This window comes from Variovorax durovernensis, assembly GCF_977011995.1.
In genome coordinates this window covers 2,216,005-2,234,590 of the sequence record NZ_CDRNCW010000001.1, presented here as the reverse complement: position 1 = coordinate 2,234,590, position 18,586 = coordinate 2,216,005, and the positions used below count along the sequence as shown (strand labels likewise).

Sequence of the window (18,586 nt, the reverse complement as noted above, 5' to 3'; positions counted from 1 at the left end):
CGAGTCAGGCCCCCTGGTAGAGGCGCAACGCACCGGACGTCTCACTCACCCGTTTCGCTGCAACCAGCGCTTCCACCGCATCCATGACACGGCGTTCTGCATCCGCAGGCATTCGCGACATGCCCAACAGACGACACACGGCCCTGGCGGTGTCCGAGCGCGCCGGCGTTCCCGCCTCGCGCACGACGTGAAGCACCAGCGCAGCCACCTCCTCGATACAGACCTCGGTGACATGCCGCTTGGACCCGTCCGTTGCATCGGCGATGCGAAACGCATCCCAGGCGTACGGTTCGGCATGGGCGGGCCAATAGAAGGTTTCGTGGGCTTCCGTAGTTCGCGGTAGCGCGTGCGGCACCAGCGCCTTGAGCCGATCGACGATCCGGGGCCCGGTACGCTCGAGCCCCCAGGCGCGTGCCACGCGCTTGAAGAGCGTCGACTCCGGCAACGGCCCTTCCGCATCGATCACTGACTGAAGCTGCTCGGAGAGCCGTTGCGCTGACGCGGCACCATAGAAAGCCACCGGATCGCCCGCCGCAACGGTCGCAGGTGTGTAGATGCGACGACCCGCATCATGTGCACCGGCGCTGGATTCGGCCACCGCCCCCACCGCTGCCGCAGGCCGCGCTTCCGAGGGCTGCTCGAACGGATCGACGTCGGGCACGACGGCTGGCTTGTCCGCATCATCGCCGCCGTCCTCCTCCTCGACGAGCGATTGAAGCAGCAGCGAGAGCTTCCGGACCTCCGCTTCGATGTTCATCCACCAGTCCGTCGACCAGATGCGGTGAATCCGCCACCCAAGCCCTTCGAGAACCAATTGCCTGAGCCGGTCGCGATCGCGCGCGGTGGCACCGGAGTGATAGGCCCTGCCATCGCACTCGATGCCGACCAGGTAGCGGCCGGGCGCACGCGGATCCACGACGGCCATGTCGATGCGATAGCCCGAGCAGCCGACCTGGGGATGCACTGTCCAGCCCATATCGCGCAAGACCTTGATTACCGCGATTTCGAATGGGCTCTCCGGGTCCATGCCCGTCGGCACGCTCTGTTCGGCCAGCGCTCTCGAACCGCGAATGGCGAACTCGAGGTAGTGCTTCAGATCTCTGACACCCGCAGCGCGCACCCGTGCCAGATCGATCTGCTCGGGCATCAGCGTGCTGTAGATGACCACGGCTTCCCGCGCCCGGGAGATGGCGACGTTCAACCGGCGATGGCCGCCTTCGCCGTTGAGCGGCCCGAAGTTCATCGTCGTCTTGCCGGCGGCGTCCGGTCCGTAGGTGATCGAGAAAAAGATGATGTCGCGTTCATCGCCCTGGACGTTCTCCAGATTCTTGACGAACAGCTTTTCACCCGTTTGCGCCGCGATGGCGCGGTCCAGATCCGGACTGGCACGACGGCGTGCGTCCAGCAAAGTGTCGATGAGTGCTTGCTGGGTCTGGTTGAACGTGACTACCCCCAAGGTCAGGTCCCGCTTCTTTGGATTCAGGAAATGCGCCTCGATGCCCTCGACGATGGCTTCGGCCTCGGCTCGGTTCGTTCTGCTGCCGCCGCGGTCATAGACACCTGCGACGCGCTGGAACCGGACAGCCACGTCATCGGTCACCGGGGAAGGGAATGTGACCAGGGAGTCGTCGTAGTAGCGGTGGTTGCTGAAGGTGATGAGGCTTTCGTGGCGGCTGCGGTAGTGCCACTTGAGGCTGAGCTTGTTCATGCCCGCGCCAAGGCATTCGTCCAGGATGCTTTCCAGGTCTTCGACACGTTCGTCATCACCCGTTGCCTCGTCGCTGTCGGATGACTTGTTGAAGAAATTGGTGGGCGGCAACTGCTTCGGGTCTCCTACGACCACGAGCTGCCTGCCGCGTGCGATCACGCCAATCGCGTCCCACACGGGGATCTGGGACGCCTCGTCGAAGATGACCAGGTCGAATTGGGAGAACCCCGCGTCCAGATACTGCGACACCGAGAGAGGCGACATCAGCAGGCACGGCTTCAGCCTGGGCAGCAGCGTGGGCATGGCCTGCACGAGTTGGCGCACGGGCATGTGCGCACGCTGCTTCTGGCGCTCGCGCAGGAGCCGGCCCATTTCCGGGCTGGCCTTCGCCTCGACGCCGGCGGCGGACGGGATTTTTCCGGCCAGGGTCGCGGCGAGATAGCGCTCCGTGAGCTTCTGGAAATTGGCATCCGCGACCCTGAACTCACCGATCTTGCGTTCGTGATCGGCACTGGCGAAGTTGCGAAGAATCGGATCGATGTCAATGGCCTTTTTGGCCCACCAGTTTCGATAGCTGAATTCGAAGTGCTGCGCCACCTCGCTCAGGCCGACAAGGCCGCGCTCGAGGTCGGACACCAACCCCTGCAACCCTTGCGCGATGGCATGCTCTCGTGCATTGCGCCAAAGGCACCACGCCTGCAAACGCTGCCTGGCCGATTGCCAGCTGGCCACGACGCCCTGGATGCGTTCGAGCGCGCCGTCTGCGTGACCGGGGCCGGCGAGGGGAGCCACCGGCTTCGCGGTGTCATTCAGCGTGTCGAGCTTCTGGCGCATATCGCGCAGCGCGCTTCGAAAATCGAGAAGAGCTTGCCCGACTTTCGCACCGGGCTCCAGCGCCGCGCGGTTTTCAGCGACGAGCGGCGACAGGGCGGCTCTTAAAGCCTGCGCGCGTTGTTCGTCTCCGGCCGCGACCCGGGACACCGCCTGCGCGAACTGCCCGGCCCATTCTTCATGGGATGCCAACGACTGCCAATCCGTATGGATGCCGTCGTAGGCGCCTTCGAGCAGCGCCTGTGCATCTGCCTGCATCGACTGCAGCACCAGGTCTTCCTCGTTCAACTCGACCAGCGGCCGCAGCATCGCGTCGACCTGTGCGGCCTGCGGTCGCTTCATGTCTTCACGGAAGGCCGCCAGTTTCGCCGTGACTGCGCGCTTGCCCAGCAGCGCCTTCAGCCACCAGGAAGCCTTCGCGGCGGACCAGTTCGCGAGCAGTTCGGCACCATTGAGCTTGGCGAGTTGCGGCGTCCAGCCGGAACCGATGCTCGCCCAATGCCTGGCACGGGCCGCGCCGTGCTTCACCAGCGCCTGGACGCGCGCGCGCGCCGAGGGATCGTGTGCTTGCCGGGCAAGGCTTGCGGGAACCTTGGGTGCCGCGAGCAAAGTATCGGCCAGGGCATCCAGGTTGGCATAGCCATCCATGCTCAAACCCGTGAGTCCCTCGCCCAGGACCGGCTCGAGCGCCTGGGCCTTGGCATGCAGCACCGTCGTCACGCGAGCCAGTTCCTGGCAGGCGACCAGCAGATCGTCTCCCCAGGTCGGACTCCATTGCGTCATGCCGACGAGGCTGAGCGGATGCCCGTTCAGTCCGCCGATGGAACCCGCCAGCGCGGCCATGCTGCGCGAGCTTTCCCGCAGCCGGTCGAGGTCGTCGCGCTTGTGCGTCAGTGCATCGGCCCAGGGCATCGCCGAAGGCTCCTTGCCGGCATGGCCCAAGCAGGTGCCGATCGCGTCGAACACCGTCAGGCCGTTGGGGTAGCTCCGGTGCAAGGCATCGACGAGGCCATTGAGGTCTTGACGCAGCTGTGCAAGACGCTCCGCCTCCCGGGACCAGTCGTCGGTCGTGCGCTGGCCGGCCATGTCCAGCGCGCTTCCCAGTTGCTGCAGCACCTCGGCTTTTTTCGACTTCGAGGAATGCAGTTCCAGGCAGAACGGCCCCAGCCCGATGGCGGTGAGCCGCCGGTGAACGACCGACAGCGCGGCCATCTTTTCGGACACGAAGAGAACGGTTTTTCCCTTCCCGAGGCTGTGGGCAATGATGTTCGCGATGGTCTGGCTCTTGCCCGTGCCCGGTGGCCCCTCCAGCACGAGATCGCGTCCGGTATCGACCGCGCAGATGGCCTTCAACTGGGAGGAGTCCGAGAGCAGCGGCGCCAGGATGTCCTGCGGCTTGTAGAGCTGGTCCAGTCGCTCGAACTCACCCGCCTCCCCGTCGCGCACGAACGGCTGGCCCGGGTTGTCGATGAGATGCCGCACCACGCGATTGGCCCTGAGCTGGTCCGTGCGGTCTTGCAGGTCCTTCCACATCAGGTACTTGGTGAAGGAGAAAAGGCCCAGGTGCGCTTCCTCGCGAACCTCCCACTTCTTGATCTCGGCAACGGCCAGGCGGAAAGCCTGCAGCACGCGGTTCACGTCGATGCCCTTCTCGTCGACGGGCAGCGTGTCCAGCCCCGCAATCCGCAACTCGAAGTTCGCCTTGAGGAACTGAAGGAGCGTCGGATTGACGATGGCTTCGTCGTCGTGCCGGGCAAGCCTGAAACCCGAGCGCACGGACTGGCGCTGCAAAGTGACAGGCACCAGAAGGATGGGCGCGACGTTCCTGCGCTCGGACTTCTCGTCCTCGGTCCATTGCAACAGGCCGATGGCCAGGTAAAGGGTATTGGCACCGCCTTCTTCGAGGCCCGTGCGCGCCGCTGTATGAATGGCCAGGAGACGGCCGTCCAGTTCTTCCTGGGCGACCTTCGCCAGCAAGTCGCGATTCGACAGCGCCTCGAGCGCCATATCGTCCAACGGCGTGCGACCGTTGCGGTCGGCATGAACCTGCGCCATGCGCGGGTCTGCGCCTTCCATGATCGACGGCAGCGCCCGGACCTTGAAGTCCTTGCCTTCGGACAAGACATCTTCGAGCCGCGCAAGGTCGGGGGCCACGAATTGCAGCGTCGTCTTCGTCGCCTTGAAATTCAGGAGCTTGTTCCGAAGCGTCAGGTCCAGCAGCCGTGACTTCCATTTCGACAGGCGGCCTTCCGGTGTGTCGGCGTAGCTCAGGTCCAGGGGCACCAATGCGCCGACATCCAGGTCCGGCATGGGAGGCATCGACTCGATGCCGGCAGGCGCTTCTTCCAGCGGATCACCGTCCGCCCGCTTCGGCGATGCGGCCTTCGAAGGCAGCGGCCGGATCTGCACTTCGCGCGCACGATGAATGTCCACCGCGTAGCGAAACGCCTCCTCTTCGAGAAGGTGCGCATTGCCCTGTTCCATCGCGATGCGAAGCGTCGGACGGTGGCTGGCGTGCAGCGCCACGCCCGTGGTCTCGAACACAAGCAATTCGCCGCTGTCGACCCGCTTGCGTACGGCCTGCACGTCGTCGGTCAGAGGGTCAGGAAAACTCGCCGGATGAAGCCAGACCCCCACCCAGGCGTGTCCTTCCTTGAAAAGCACGACGGCACGCAATCCGGCCTGCTCGAAGCAGGAGGCAAAAAGCATCGCAAGGTCGAGGCATGTCGCCACGCTGGTGTCGAGAATGCGGTCGGGCGTGCGAATCTTCTGACCGTCGGTGCCGAATGAAGCAGGCGGCTCCGCGTAGTGCAACCCCGCAGCAGCGATGGTGCTGTAGATGGCGGATATCTGCTTCCAGACGACATCACGGCTCTTGGACTGGTAGCCGTCCATCGAAAGTTCGGAGTGGGCAGTTCTGAGAAGGCTCGCGGCCTTGCCGACCAGCACGTCGACGGCCGGGTTGTTCGGCATGCAAAACGCAGCCAGGAGTTCGGGCAGGGCACGGGTGCCGGCCCATTGGTCATAGGCAAGCACCTGCACCGAGTGGTCCGCACGCGCGACTTCCAGGTTGCCGGCATGCGCGGTGATCGTGATCGATGCAGTGAGGGCCTCCTGTAGTTCGGCCAGGTACGCGTGGTCCGGCCGCAGATCAAGCGGAGAGATTCGCCGTGATTCGCTCGGCCCCAGACGGTCGAAACGCAGCTTGACGCCTTCCGCAAAGCGGGGATTGCATCCCACCAGAACTTCAATGTCTTCCAATGCCTCGGAGCCGGTGTTCGTCAAACGCAGCGAGCGGATGACCGGCACGGAGTTCTGAATGGAGGCGTAGCCCAGCGTTGTATCGGCCTCGACTTCGATGAGCATGGCCTGGAGGAAATTGGAGGGTTCCGACGTAACAGCCACGTCCGTTCCCGAAGACTCGGCGCTGTCCTGCGCATTCATAGGCGGATCCCTCATTTTTATTGGAGCAAGGCAATTCTTCAGAAACGCTGCAGCATCGCCGGCACAGCCGACGCCAGCATCGCCATGCCCGAGGCGGTCAGCAGGCCCAACACCAGCTTGCGAAACGCCGCCTCGCTGATGCCCACATAAAGCCGCGCGCCGAGCAGCACGGGCACCGCGACGGCCAGCGCCACCACGGCCAGCAGCGGCACGGTCGAACGCCCGATACTGCCACTCGCGAGATGAATCGCAAATGCCACCGCCAGCATCGACAGGTTGAAGTTCTGGATCACCGCGCGCTGCGTATCGCGCTGGAAGCCGCGCAGCGTGCACCACAGCGTGGGAATGGTCCCCGAGAAACCGCCGATGCCGGCCATCGCGCCACCGATGGCACCGGCCACGCCGTCCGCCACGCGACCGCCGAAGGCGATCTTCGGCAGGTGCTGCGACACCAGCATGGCCGGGCACCACAGCACCAGCAGCACGCCAAGGCACAGCTTGAAGACCACGAGGTCCAGGTGCGGCAGCAGCCACACACCGAAAGGCACGCCCACGAGTCCGCCGAGCACGAAGGGCCACAGCAGGCTCCTGTCGAAGGCGCGGCGTACGGTGACGGCGGCAATCACCTGCCCGGTGAGCGCACCGAAGAGTGCAAGCAGCGCAGCCAGCTGAGGCTCCAGCGTCCAGGCCCACACCGACATGGCCACCATGCCGAACGCAAAGCCGGACAGGCCCTGCACGAAGCCCGCCAGCACTGCACCGGCGATCACTGACACATACAAGGCTTGCATGCGGCCGATGATATCGGCCGCTGTTCAACAAGCCGGCAGAGGCTCAGGCGGAAGCCGGCACCAGCGCCGTGCGGCGCACCCGGCGCACATTGAAGGCGCTGGCAATCAGCACGCCCTGCACCACCGCCAGGCCGACGATGACGCTCGTGTACTGCCCGTGGTCCATCAGCCGGCCGAACACCAGCGGCGCCACGGCCTGCCCGATGTCCAGGCCCGCGTACACCACGCCATAGACGCGGCCGGTGGCGTTGGGCGGGGTCGACTTCTTCACCAGCAGGTCGCGCGAAGGGCCGGCCACGCCGGAGACGAAACCCATCATGCCGAACAGAACCGGCACCACGATCGGCGGGAAGTCAGCGAAGGCCAGCACCAAGGCCAGCATGGCGGCCACGCCGAAGCCCGCGCCCACGATGCGCTCGCAGCGCGACGGATCGGACGCGAGAAAGCCGCCCACCACCATGCCGGCCGCGCTGGCCACCATGTAGACCGTGAGGCACACCGCCACCAGCGCCAGCGGCACCGCGTGCAGGTGGCCCGCAGCCGCCGGCGCGAAGGTCTGCACCACGCTGATCACCGCGGCATAGAAGAAGAAGAAACCGAAGCACATCCACACCGCGGGAATGCGCAGGAAGTCGAACTCGCCGCCGGCAGGCGCGGGCTCGCCCTGCCCGGTGGCCTTGTGCACGGCCGCCGCGTCGAGCGACAACACGATGCGGTAGACCCACAGCACCAGCAGCACCACGACGGCCACGACACCCGCCGACGCCAGCGCCACGCGCCACGAGTACGCCATCGCAATCGGCACCACGAAGGCCGGCGCCAGCGCCCAGCCCAGGCTGCCGGTGATGCCGTGCACGCTGTAGGCATGGCCCAGCCGCGTGGGTGCGACCTTGCGGTTGAACAGCGTGTAGTCGACCGGGTGGAACACGCCGTTGCCGATGCCGCCGACCACCGCGCACACAAGCAGCATCCAGTAGCTCTGCGCAGCTGCGTAGCCGAAAGCCGCGAGCCCCAACGCACCCAGCCCGACGAACAGCACCGGGCGCGGGCCCAGCTTGTCGACGATGAAGCCCGAGGCCGCCTGCACGATGCACGAGACCACGAAGAACACAGTGAGCACCGCGCCCAGTTCGACGAAGCTCACGTTGAACGCGTCTTTCAGCCAGGGAAACAAAGGCGCCAGGATGAGCTGGCTGAAGTGGCTGACCGCATGGGCCAGGCCGACCAGCCCGATCAGCTTGGCGTCGGTGCGCAAGGTGGTGGGCGGAACGGCGGCGGAGGATGAAGAGGACATGGATTGCTACAAAAAACCGGGGCGGGCTTCGATCCTATGCGGCGGGGACGCGGCAGAATGCCGATACAGCGACAACATTTGTCGAAACCATGCCAAGCGCCGCCTCCCCCGCCGCCTCTCCTTCTTTCGCGACTGCTCCCGCGACCGCGCCGGCCAACAGCGTCGGTCCGCTCACGCCGCATCTCTACGCCCCCGACGCGGTGCGACCGCTGCGCGCCAAGGAGCATTTCCTGAGCGCCGACACCCTGGTCGAGCTGCACGAGCACCCGTGGCCCCAGCTCACCTTCTCCACCCGCGGCGTGATCCGGCTCAGCACGCAGGACGGCAGCTACATCGTGCCGCCCTCGCGCGCGCTCTGGGTGCCGGCCAACATGCCGCACAGCATCACGCTGATCGAGGACGCGGAACTGCGCACCGTCTACCTGCACGCCTGGATCGCTCCCACCTGGGAGAAGTGCGAGGTGCTCGAGATCAGCCCGCTGCTGCGTGCACTGATGCTCGCGCTCGACACCACGCCCGACGGCCTGCCACCTGCCGACCCGCATGCGCCTCAGCGCGAACGCATGATCGCGCCGCTTCTGGTGGACGAGGTAGAGCGCGCCACGCAGATCCGCATCGACGTGCCGCTGCCCGCCGACAAGCGCCTGCGACAACTCTGCGAGGCGCTGCTGCGCAACCCGGCCGACCGCGCCACGCTGGCCGAGCGCGCTGCCACCATCGGTGCGAGCGAGCGCACGGTGGCGCGCCTGTTTCGCGACCAGCTCGGCATGAGTTGGCAGCAATGGCGCCAGCAGGCCGTGATGGCGCATGCGCTGCCGCTGCTGGCCCGCGGCATGGCCGTGAGCCAGGTGGCGGCAGCCAGCGGCTATGCCACCGACAGCGCCTTCTGCGCCATGTTCAAGGCGGCGACCGGCCGCTCGCCGACCTCGTTCCAGCACCGCAAGCGCGCCGTCGCCAGCTGAACCGGCAAGGCATCGCGCGGCGGGTCATGCCGCTCTGGCAAGATCGGCGACCGACACCATGCATTCACCGATCCCCCTGCAGCTGGCGCCCGAAGCCCCGGCGCCCACATGGACCGCCGACATCTGGCTGCGCATACGCCGCCATTTCCTGCTGAAGGCGGTCGGCACAACGGTCTTCACCTGGCTGTTCTTCATCGGCTACTTCCACCTGCTGCGCAACCCGTCGTTCCCGATCACGGTGATGCCGCTGACGCCGCTGGACCACCTCATCGCGTTCCAGCCCTATGCACTGGGCGCCTACCTGTCGCTCTGGTTCTACGTCGGCATTGCGCCAGGGCTGCAGCTCACATTCCGCGAGCTGTTGGTCTACGGGCTGTGGATCGGCGGGCTGTGCATCACCGGGCTGGGGCTCTTCTATTTCTGGCCGACGCAGATTCCGCCGCTGTCCATCGACGTGTCCGGCTTCCCCGGCTTTGCCATGCTGCAGGGTGTGGACGCGGCGGGCAACGCCTGTCCCTCGATGCACGTGGCGGTGGCCATCTTCACCGCCATCCGCATCGAGCACGTGCTGCGCGAAACCCGCACGCCGGCACTGTGGCGCGTGCTGAACTGGGCCTGGTTCGCCGCCATTGCCTACTCGACGCTGGCAGTCAAGCAGCATGTGGTGCTCGACGTGGCGGCGGGCGCCCTGCTGGGCGTGGTGTTCGCCCTGCCCTCGCTGTACTGGCGGCCAGGGAAGCGTTTGCGAGGGGATTCCCCTCACGTGGGAGCGGATATCATTGGTCATCATTGACCACAACAGCCGGAATGAGGAAGGGATCGATCCAATGGCATGCCCTGCAGGGGTGGCAATCGATCAGCGGCAGCATATGACGACAGGCATCGCACGATGAGTTCGCTGAAGGAATTGCAGGACCTGATCCACGAGAAGTACGGCATCGAACCGTCGAAGCTCGACCCACACGCCTCGATGCGGGAAACCGGCGGACTCGATTCGCTGGCGCTCGCCGAATTCCTGTTCGCCATCGAAGACCACTTCGGCATCACCATGCCCGACGAGGACGCGAACATCGACACCCTGGCCGAACTCGCGGCGCTGGTCGACAAGGTCCGGGCAGCGAAGGCAGCGTGAACCACGAGGTCGCCGTCACCGGACTGGGCGTCATGGCGCCGCACGGCGACGCGCCGGGCGCGCTGTTCCAGGCCTTGCTGCAAGGCCGCTCGGCCATCCAGCCCGTCTTTCCCGAACTCCCCAAGCCCGCCGCCGCAGCCACCGTCGCCTTCGACGAAACGCGCTGGTTCACCAAGCTGCAGCTCGCTGGCGTCGACCGCGTGAGCCAGCTGGCCGTGGCTGCGGCCGACCTGGCGATGCGCGATGCGGGCATTGCCACAGGCGATGCCGATCCCGAACGCATCGGCGTCTTCGCCGGTTGCGGCATGGGCGGCGCGGCGGCACTGGAGGCCGCCTACCGTGGCAACGGCCGCGTGTCGCCGCTCACCATTCCGGCCTTCATGCCCAACGCGCCTGCCGCCCATGTGGCAATGCGACAGGGCGTGCAGGGCCCGGTGCTCACCTATTCCGTCGCCTGCGCCTCGTCATCGGCAGCCATTGCCGAAGCGGCCAAGGCGGTGCAGCGCGGCGAGGTCGACATCGCCATTGCCGGCGGCAGCGAAGCGCTGATCGTGCCGGGCGTGGTGCTGGCCTGGCAGGCGATGCAGACGCTCGCCACCTTCCAGCCCGGCGAAGCGGCCGGCGCGGTGCGGCCCTTTGCAGCCGACCGCAGCGGCTTCGTGCTGGGCGAAGGCGCGGCCTTCCTGATCCTGGAATCCGCCGAGCGCGCACGCGCCCGTGGCGCCCGCAGCTACGCCACGCTGGCCGGCTGGGGCCTGAGCAGCGACGCCACCCACCTCACAAAGCCCGACGCCCCCGGCCAGGCCCGCGCACTGCGCGCCGCACTGCGCCAGGCCGGCCTGCAGCCGCGCGATGTGGGCTACTGCAATGCGCACGGCACGGCCACACGCATCGGCGACGTGGTCGAGCGCAATGCGCTGGCCGACGTGTGGGGCGACGACCTCGACGCGCTGCGCGTGAGTTCGACCAAGGCGCTGCACGGCCACATGCTGGGCGCGGCCGGCGCGCTCGAAGCGCTCATCACCGTGCTCGCAGTGCACGAGCGGCAGTTGCCGCCCAATGCGCACTGCACGCAAATCGACCCGGCATGCAGCCTGAACCTGGTGCAGCCGGGCGACACGGCGGCGCCTTCGCTCGAGGCCGCCGTCAGCAATTCCTTCGCCTTCGGCGGCACGAACTCGGTGCTGCTGTTCCGCCGGCCGGACGCTTCCTAGGCTTCCTGGCTCAGAACTGGTAGCGAAGCGTCAACGTCACGTTGCGCGGTTCGCCGTAGAAGCCCGTCTCGAACAGGCCCATGCCCGCGTAGTACTTCTTGTCGAGCAGGTTGTGGATGTTGAGCATGGCGGACAGCGCCTTGTTCACCTGGTAGCGCGCCATCAGGCTCACCAGCGCATAGCCCTTCTGCCGGATCTCAGCGTACTCCTGCGCCGCCGGGTTCCACACCTTGCCGTAGAAGGCGCTCTGCCAGCTGACGCCGCCGCCGACCGTGAGCGCGTTCCATGCGCCGGGCAGCCTATAGCTGGTCGACAGCCGCACCACATGTTCGGGCTGGCTGGCCATCAGCGTCGCGCCGTAGACACGCTGGCCCTTGGCGTCGCGCACATGGTTGTAGGCATAGCCCGCCTGCAGGTTCCAGCCGGTGGCGATCTGCCCCGACAACTCGGCCTCGATGCCCTTGTTGGTCACGCCCTTCACGGCGCGGTACACCGAAGCGCCGTCGACGAAATCGACGTATTCCGCCACGTTGTCCTGCCGGATCTGGAACGCGGCCAGGCTCGCATTGAGGCGCCCCTCGAGGTACTCCGCCTTGATGCCCGCCTCGATGCCGCGTCCCTCGACGGCCGGCAGGAACTGGCGGTTGGCGTCCAGCAGCGACTGCGGCGAGAAGATGCTGGTGTAGCTGCCGTACACCGAGTAGGTGTCGTTCAGGTCGTAGACAACGCCGGCATACGGCGTGACCACGCCGCTCTCCCGGTAGTTGCTGGCCAGCGCCGGCGTGACGCCGTCGCTGAAGACCCGGGCGTCGCCGCCGACGACGCGGCTGACGCGAGCCCCCACGATCACCGACAGCGCATCGGTCGGCCGCAGCCGGGTGGCGCCGTACACGCCGCTCTGGCGGCGGCGCTCCGAGTACGAGGCAATAGGCGGGTAGGCCGGCTGCTCGAACGCGCCGTTCCAGTTGAAGATGCTGCCCGTCAGCATGGGATAGAGCGATTCGGACCACGGCCCGTGCGTCTTGCTGTCCGACCAGGACGCGCCGAACATCGCTTCGTGCTTGCGTCCCAGCAGGCTGTAGGAGCCGTTCAGGCTGGCGCTGACGGTGTTCTGCGTGCGGTCGCCGCGGAAGTCGCCCGAGAACAGGTACATGCCGTCGCCGGTCACCGGATCGGGGTTGCCGCCGCTGGCAGAGCCGAGCAACGAGCGGTGTTTGCTTTCCTGATTGCTCACGTTGAGCTTGAAGCGCCAGTCGTCGTTCAGCCGCTGTTCCAGCGTGGCGAACACGTTGCGCGTTCGCATCTGGCGTCGGCTCCAGTCGGTCGCGGGGTTGAACGAGCGGCTGAAATCGGTGCGACTGCCGTCGCTGTAGAAGATGGGGAAACCGGTCCAGGTCGAGTCGCGGGGGTCGGTGTCCTGATAGTCGGCGCCCAGCGTGAGCAGGGTGTCGCGCAAAAGATCGGCTTCGATCACGCCGTACGCCACGCTTTTCTTCTGGCGATAGCGATCGAGGAACGACTCGCGGTCCTGGTAGGCGCCGACGAAGCGGCCGCGTACGCTGCCGCTCGCGTTAAGCGGCCCCGACAGATCGACCTCCCCGCGCCCGTTGTGCCAAGAGCCCACCGTGCCGGCTACCGATCCGGCAAAACGGTCGGTGGGACGCTTGCGGATGAAGTTGACGGTGGCCGACGGGTCGCCCGTGCCGCTCATCAGGCCAGTCGCGCCCTTGAGGATCTCGACACGGTCGTAGATCGTCAGGTCGCCGTTGGTGGCGCCCCAGTCGTACACGCCGTCGTAATCCTTGGCGACGCCGTCGTACTGGAAATTGGTGACCGCGAAGCCGCGGGCGCTGAAGCTCCAGCGGTCGCTGTCATAGCTCTGCACGGTGATGCCGGGGCTCTGGCTCATCAAGTCGGAGACGCTCACGACGCCCTGGTCGTCCATCTGCTGGCGCGTCACAACGGTCACGCTCTGGGGCGTATCGCGCAAGGAGAGGCCGAGGCCGGTGGACATGGACGACGGGCCGGCCGTGTAGCTTCCGGTACCGTCGGTTCTTGCATCGCGCACGGCGTCCGCCGTGACGGTCACGGTGGCCATGGTGGCTGCCGCGCCCTCGGCGGAAGCGGAGGGCGCGCCTCCCGGCAGGGCCCGCAGCGCATAGCCGCCGCTGGCCGCGGGGACGGCACCGAGCCCCGTGCCTTCGAGCGCCCGGGACAGCGCCTCGGCCACCGTGTGGCTGCCGCTCACGCCACGGCTGCTCAGCCCCTCGGTGACTTGGGAGCCGAAGGTGATGAGCACGCCGGCGTCGCGCCCCAGACGGTTGAGAACGCCCTCGAGCGGGCCTGCGGGAATGTCGAAGCGACGCACGTCCTGACTGCGCGAGCCTGCCTGCTGTGCGAGCGAAGTGCGCGGCGCCGCAAGGCTTGCCGCGACCATGCCGGCCACCGCGGCAAAACACAAGGTCCGCGAGGCCAGGGCCAGCACGTGCAGGCGCGCCTTGCCACTGGAGTTCGAACGGGAGGAGTTCGGCGCGAAAGTCGGCCGGCCGGAATGCTCAAGCATGAAAGTGCCTTCGATGGAAAGGTGAGTGGCGAGAAAAGAAAAAGAGGCGACGCATCCGCGCCCCTCCCTTCGTTGACAAGCACCCCCGCCGAACTAGCTCATTTATTTTTTCTGGCGTGCACCGTGACCCAGTACCGCGTGTACGTGTGCACCTCGACAGGCAGCGAGGAAGTCAGCGCCGCGAGGATGCGGTCGGTGTCGTCCAGCGGGTAGGCGCCCGACACCTGCAGGCCGGCAACAGCCGGGTCGCACCCCAGCCGCCCTTTCCGGTAGCGGCCGACTTCGGCCAGGAAGCCGTCCAGGCGCATGCGCGAGACCACAAGCATGCCGTCGTCGGCCCAGGCACCTGCATTGCTGTCGAGCGCGCCGGCGTACATTGCCCGCGTGCGCGTGAAACTCCCGGCCTCGCCGGCCTGGAGGATGCGTGACGCGGTGGGCGCGTCGGCGGGGCGCAGCTCTACCGCGCCTTGCTGCACGCCCACGTCGACTCCACCTTCGCTGCCCCGTTCACGCACCGTGAAGCGCGTGCCGATGGCGCGCACGGCGCCCGCCTCGGTCTCGACGAAGAACGGACGGCGCAGCGCGTCCTGCGCGGTCTGCACACGGATTTCTCCGCGCACCAACTGCAGCACGCGGCGATCCGCGTCGAAGCGGACATTGACGGCGCTGTCGGTGTTGAGCACCACGCTGCCGCCGTCTGGCAGTTGCACCGTTTGCCGATCGCCGATGCCCGAGACGTGGTCGGCCGTCCATGCACGCCACGGCGTGGACTGGCGCACGGCCAGCGCGCTGCCGCCGGCGACCACGAGCACGGTCAGCAGTTGCATGCTGCGGCGTCGGCGCAGCGAGTCCGGCGGGGTGCTCAGCACGGCCCTGGCCAGCGGCGTGGGAATGTCCGCGAACCGGCCGCCGACGGTCTCGATGCGCTGCCACGCTGCCTCATGCGCCGCGTCGGCCTCGCGCCAGCGCCGCCACAGGGTCAGCCGCGCGGCGCTGATGTCGCTCTCACGCAGCTCGACCCACCATTGCACGGCCTGTTGCGCAACCGCCTGCGAGACGGGCGCGCCGTCGGTTCCGGAGAAAGCCATCCGGCCTACTCCGAGAAAAAGCAACGCATCGCCGCCTTCGCCAGGTGCCGCTTCACGGTCGACACCGAAATGCCAAGTTCCGCGGCGATCTCCGCCTGGCCCAGGCCCTCGAGCTGCGCCAGCAGGAAGGCCTGCTTGGCCTGCACGGGCAGGCCAAGCAGGCGCCGGTCGATCTCGACCAGCGTCTCCAGCACCATGAGCCGCACTTCGGGCGCGGGCGCCATGGGCTCGGGCAGGAGCGCCAGCGCATCGAGATAAGCCTGCTCGATGGCGCGGCGGCGCACATGGTTGATGAGCAGGTTGCGCGCGACGGTGGTGAGGTAGGCGCGCGGCTCTTCGACGCGTTCCAGCCCCGGCGCGCGCATCACGCGCAGGAAGGTGTCCTGCGCCAGGTCCGCCGCGTCGAAGGCGTTGCCCAGTTTCTTGCGCAGCCAGCCCTGCAGCCAGCCGTGGTGGTTGGCGTACAGCGTCTCGACCTGCTGGTGCGAGGCGGACTGGGCAATGGACGCTGCGGAGGAAGGCGACACGCGGATTCGAAGGGGCGAAGGCCCTCTATACAAATAAGAACTGTTCTCATTGTATCGACGCCGCCGCAAGGAGCCATTCGACGAAGGCACCGACCAGCGCATCGTCGGTGCGGCTCGGCGCCACGAACACGCTGTAGCCACGGCTCGACGGCACCCGTTCCGGGCAGGCCAGCACCAGTTCGCCCGAACGCAGTTCGCGCTCGATGAAGTACTCAGGCACCAGCCCCACGCCCAGGTCGGCGCGCACCGCCGCGACCAGCGACGAGAACAGGTCGAAGCGGTGCCCCGCCACCAGGTTCTCGGGCGCACGCGCATTCGCCGCCTGGCCGAACCACTCCTCCCAGGCGCCCATGCGGGTGCGCAGATGCAGCAGCGGCGCGGCACGGAAGTCGCCGCGCGCCATCGCCGCCCGGCCCTTGGCTTTCGGCGAGCACACCACCACGCACGGCTCGCCCATCAGCGGCAGCGCATTGGCGCCGGGCCACACCGCGTCGTCGTACTGCACGCCGACGTCGAACGGAAGGTCCTCCATGTAGAGGTACGTGGGAAACACCTGCAGATGCAGGCTGCAGCCCGGATGCTGCGCAATGAACTCGGGCAGCCGCGGCGTGAGCCAGCCTTGGGCCAGCACCGGCACCGCCCCCACCAGCAGGCGCAGGCCGTCGGTGCGCTGCGCCATCGCCTCAAGCGTGTGGTTCTGCAACCGCAGCAGGTCGCCGGAAATCTGGCCGTGGTAGCGCCGACCCGGCTCGGTCAGCTCGGTGCCGCGCGCCGTGCGCTGCACCAGCCGCACACCGATCTGCGCCTCCAGCAGCCGCAACTGCTGGCTCACCGCGCTGTGGGTGAGGCACAGCTCTTCCGCGGCCTTGCCCACGCCGTGATGGCGCGCCACCGCGTCGAAGATCAGCAACGCGCGGGTGCTGGGAATATGGCGGCGCATGGGCCCTCGTTAGAAAAACTGACAACGCGGAAGATTAAACCAGAGCACGCGCCTAGCACAGCCGCAAGAATCATTGACGACGCCGCGCCGGCGGCGTCTCTGCCTCCATCGGTTTTTCTTTCAAGGACATTCCCGCACCATGCCTCGCCCTGTGTCTCTTCGCCTCGCCCCGCTCGTCCTCGCCCTGGCGTCCGCCGCCGCCGGCCTCGCGCATGCCCAGACCGGCTCGGTCGCGGCCACGCCCGCGCAGGTGCGCCCGGAGGTAGACAAGGCCTACACGCAGCTGATGGCGTCGCCGCAGATCCAGAAACTGCTGGACGCGGTGAAGGCCGACCACGCGCGCTCGGTGGAAGACCTGAAGATGCTCACCGAGATCGAGGCGCCCCCGTTCAAGGAACAGAAGCGCGCCGAAGCCTTCCTCGCACGCATGAAGGCCCTCGGCCTCGATGACGCGAAGATCGACGCCGAAGGCAATGTGGTCGGCCTGCGCAAGGGCACGGGCAACGGACCGAAGCTGCTGATCTCGGCTCACCTCGACACCGTGTTCCCCGCCGGCACCGACGTGAAGGTCAAGGAGCGCGACGGCAAGCTCTACGCGCCCGGCATCTCCGACGACACGCGCGGCCTGTCGGTGCTGCTGTCGTGGCTCAAGGTGCTGAACGACAACAAGATCCAGACCGTGGGCGACCTGCTGTTCGTCGGCAACGTGGGCGAGGAAGAACTGGGCAACCTGCGCGGCATGAAAGCCGTCTTCCGCGACAACCTCGACATCGACGGCATGGTCGGCCTCGAGCCCGCGCCCGAGGGCACGGTGCTGATGCTCGGCACCGGCAGCCATCGCTACGAAGTGACCTTCAAGGGCCCGGGCGGCCACAGCTTCGGCGCATTCGGCCAGGTGCCCAGCGCCATCCACGGCATGGGCCGCGCCATTGCCAAGATCGCCGACGTGCGCACGCCCACTTTCCCGAAGACGACGTTCACCGTGGGCACGGTCGGCGGCGGCACCTCGGTCAACACCATCGCGCCGGACGCGCGCATGGCGGTCGACATCCGCTCCGACGAAATGGCGCCGCTGCTGGAGACCGAGAAGAAGATCCTCGCGGCCATCGACGAGGCCGTGGTCGAGGAAAACAAGCGCTGGAACGTGAACACGCTGAGCGTGAGCACCAAGCTCATCGGCGACCGCCCGGGCGGCCGAACGCAGTCGGACACGGTGATCGTCGAGGCCGCCACGCGCTCGAACGCGGCCTTCGGCCACAAGACGCTGCTGACCGGCGCGAGCACCGACGCGAACGTGCCGATGTCGCTGGGCATTCCAGCCATCATCATCGGCGGCGGCGGCAAGACGGGCGGCTTCCACGCGCTGAGCGAATGGATCGACGTGACCGACGGCTGGAAGGGTGCGCAGAACTCGCTGGTGACGGTGCTAGGGCTGGTCGGCGTGCAAGGCACGAGTGCGCCGCTCCTGGAAAAGCGCCCGCCCCGCACGAAGTAAACCGGGCGCGTGCCAGGGGGCCTCGCCCCTGGAAGTCTCCGGTATGCTGATGGCCGCTTTCCATCACGCTTACCGACAGGAGGACACCATGCACGCCCGCTCCACCCTCATCGCCCTGGCACTGCTCGCGGCAGGTGCCTCGGCGCAAGCCAACAACCTGCTCGACCAGCTGAAGGAAAAGGCAGGCGAGGCCGCCAGCGCCAACACGCAAGGCGGCTCCGGCGGGTCCGCGCTCGGCGGCCTGGGCAACAACCTCGGCTTCAAGATGCCCGCCATCGGCTCCAGCACCATCGGCAACGCAGCCGGAGTGCTGCAGTACTGCGTCAAGAACAACTACCTGGGCGGCGACGCAGCCTCGGTGAAAGACAAGCTGCTCGCCAAGATCACCGGCCAGAAGCCCCAGGAAACCGGCTTCGCCAACGGCGCCAAGGGCCTGCTCAAGGGCGGCGACGGGCAGACGCTGAACTTCAAGGTCCTGTCGTCCAAGCTCAAGACCAAAGCCTGCGACTACGTTCTCAAGAACGCAACATCGCTGATCTAGGCACGCCTCAGCTCCCAATGCTTCGCGCAGCCGCGTAAGCTCTCCGCGCCCGTGCG

Annotated in this window: 13 protein-coding genes; 6 read left to right on the top strand and 7 right to left on the bottom strand. The window is 67.1% G+C overall.

Annotated features, from left to right (window positions below; genetic code table 11):
* Nucleotides 1–4 precede the first annotated feature (4 nt).
* From ACWV14_RS10640 to ACWV14_RS10630, 3 genes are read right to left on the bottom strand one after another with little or no spacing between them, the layout of a single operon-like run.
* Nucleotides 5–5,983 (bottom strand): DUF3320 domain-containing protein, encoded by a 5,979-nt coding sequence (locus ACWV14_RS10640; protein WP_454906860.1) that lies wholly within the window; start codon nt 5,981–5,983, stop codon nt 5–7.
* A 38-nt stretch (nt 5,984–6,021) separates the two neighbouring features.
* Nucleotides 6,022–6,774, bottom strand: coding sequence for a sulfite exporter TauE/SafE family protein (locus tag ACWV14_RS10635; protein ID WP_454906862.1), 753 nt, complete (start codon nt 6,772–6,774; stop codon nt 6,022–6,024).
* A 43-nt stretch (nt 6,775–6,817) separates the two neighbouring features.
* Nucleotides 6,818–8,068: an MFS transporter gene (locus ACWV14_RS10630; RefSeq protein WP_454906864.1), complete on the bottom strand. Its 1,251-nt coding sequence runs from the start codon at nt 8,066–8,068 to the stop codon at nt 6,818–6,820.
* An 89-nt stretch (nt 8,069–8,157) separates the two neighbouring features.
* On the opposite strand from ACWV14_RS10630, the gene ACWV14_RS10625 reads away from it, so the two are divergent.
* The 4 genes from ACWV14_RS10625 to ACWV14_RS10610 all read left to right on the top strand — a co-directional run bounded on the left by ACWV14_RS10625 (nt 8,158) and on the right by ACWV14_RS10610 (nt 11,376).
* Entirely contained in the window at nt 8,158–9,030 is an 873-nt protein-coding gene (locus ACWV14_RS10625; RefSeq protein WP_422085844.1) for an AraC family transcriptional regulator, read from the top strand.
* Nucleotides 9,031–9,088: 58 nt separating this feature from the next.
* The gene (locus tag ACWV14_RS10620; RefSeq protein ID WP_454906867.1) at nt 9,089–9,823 is read left to right on the top strand and encodes a phosphatase PAP2 family protein; all 735 of its coding nucleotides are present in this window, start codon (nt 9,089–9,091) and stop codon (nt 9,821–9,823) included.
* Between the two features lie 96 nt (nt 9,824–9,919).
* Nucleotides 9,920–10,162, top strand: a complete 243-nt coding sequence (locus ACWV14_RS10615; protein ID WP_081270439.1) for an acyl carrier protein — start codon at nt 9,920–9,922, stop codon at nt 10,160–10,162.
* Nucleotides 10,159–11,376 (top strand): beta-ketoacyl-[acyl-carrier-protein] synthase family protein, encoded by a 1,218-nt coding sequence (locus tag ACWV14_RS10610; RefSeq protein ID WP_454906869.1) that lies wholly within the window; start codon nt 10,159–10,161, stop codon nt 11,374–11,376. The genes ACWV14_RS10615 and ACWV14_RS10610 overlap by 4 nt, the downstream gene beginning before the upstream one ends.
* A gap of 10 nt (nt 11,377–11,386) precedes the next feature.
* Here the strand turns inward: ACWV14_RS10610 and ACWV14_RS10605 are convergent, their stop codons facing one another.
* The 4 genes from ACWV14_RS10605 to ACWV14_RS10590 all read right to left on the bottom strand — a co-directional run bounded on the left by ACWV14_RS10605 (nt 11,387) and on the right by ACWV14_RS10590 (nt 16,494).
* Complete coding sequence (locus ACWV14_RS10605; RefSeq protein WP_454906871.1) at nt 11,387–13,939, bottom strand: TonB-dependent siderophore receptor; 2,553 nt, start codon at nt 13,937–13,939, stop codon at nt 11,387–11,389.
* 98 nt (nt 13,940–14,037) lie between these two features.
* Nucleotides 14,038–15,027: a FecR domain-containing protein gene (locus tag ACWV14_RS10600; RefSeq protein WP_454906873.1), complete on the bottom strand. Its 990-nt coding sequence runs from the start codon at nt 15,025–15,027 to the stop codon at nt 14,038–14,040.
* 5 nt (nt 15,028–15,032) lie between these two features.
* Complete coding sequence (locus ACWV14_RS10595; protein ID WP_454906875.1) at nt 15,033–15,554, bottom strand: sigma-70 family RNA polymerase sigma factor; 522 nt, start codon at nt 15,552–15,554, stop codon at nt 15,033–15,035.
* Nucleotides 15,555–15,600: 46 nt separating this feature from the next.
* Nucleotides 15,601–16,494: a LysR substrate-binding domain-containing protein gene (locus ACWV14_RS10590; RefSeq protein WP_454906877.1), complete on the bottom strand. Its 894-nt coding sequence runs from the start codon at nt 16,492–16,494 to the stop codon at nt 15,601–15,603.
* 139 nt (nt 16,495–16,633) lie between these two features.
* On the opposite strand from ACWV14_RS10590, the gene ACWV14_RS10585 reads away from it, so the two are divergent.
* Both ACWV14_RS10585 and ACWV14_RS10580 read left to right on the top strand, forming a co-directional pair.
* Nucleotides 16,634–17,989: a M20/M25/M40 family metallo-hydrolase gene (locus tag ACWV14_RS10585; RefSeq protein WP_454906879.1), complete on the top strand. Its 1,356-nt coding sequence runs from the start codon at nt 16,634–16,636 to the stop codon at nt 17,987–17,989.
* Between the two features lie 88 nt (nt 17,990–18,077).
* On the top strand, nt 18,078–18,530 hold the full coding sequence (locus tag ACWV14_RS10580; protein WP_454906881.1) for a DUF2501 domain-containing protein: 453 nt from the start codon (nt 18,078–18,080) through the stop codon (nt 18,528–18,530).
* The last annotated feature ends 56 nt before the right edge of the window (nt 18,531–18,586 follow it).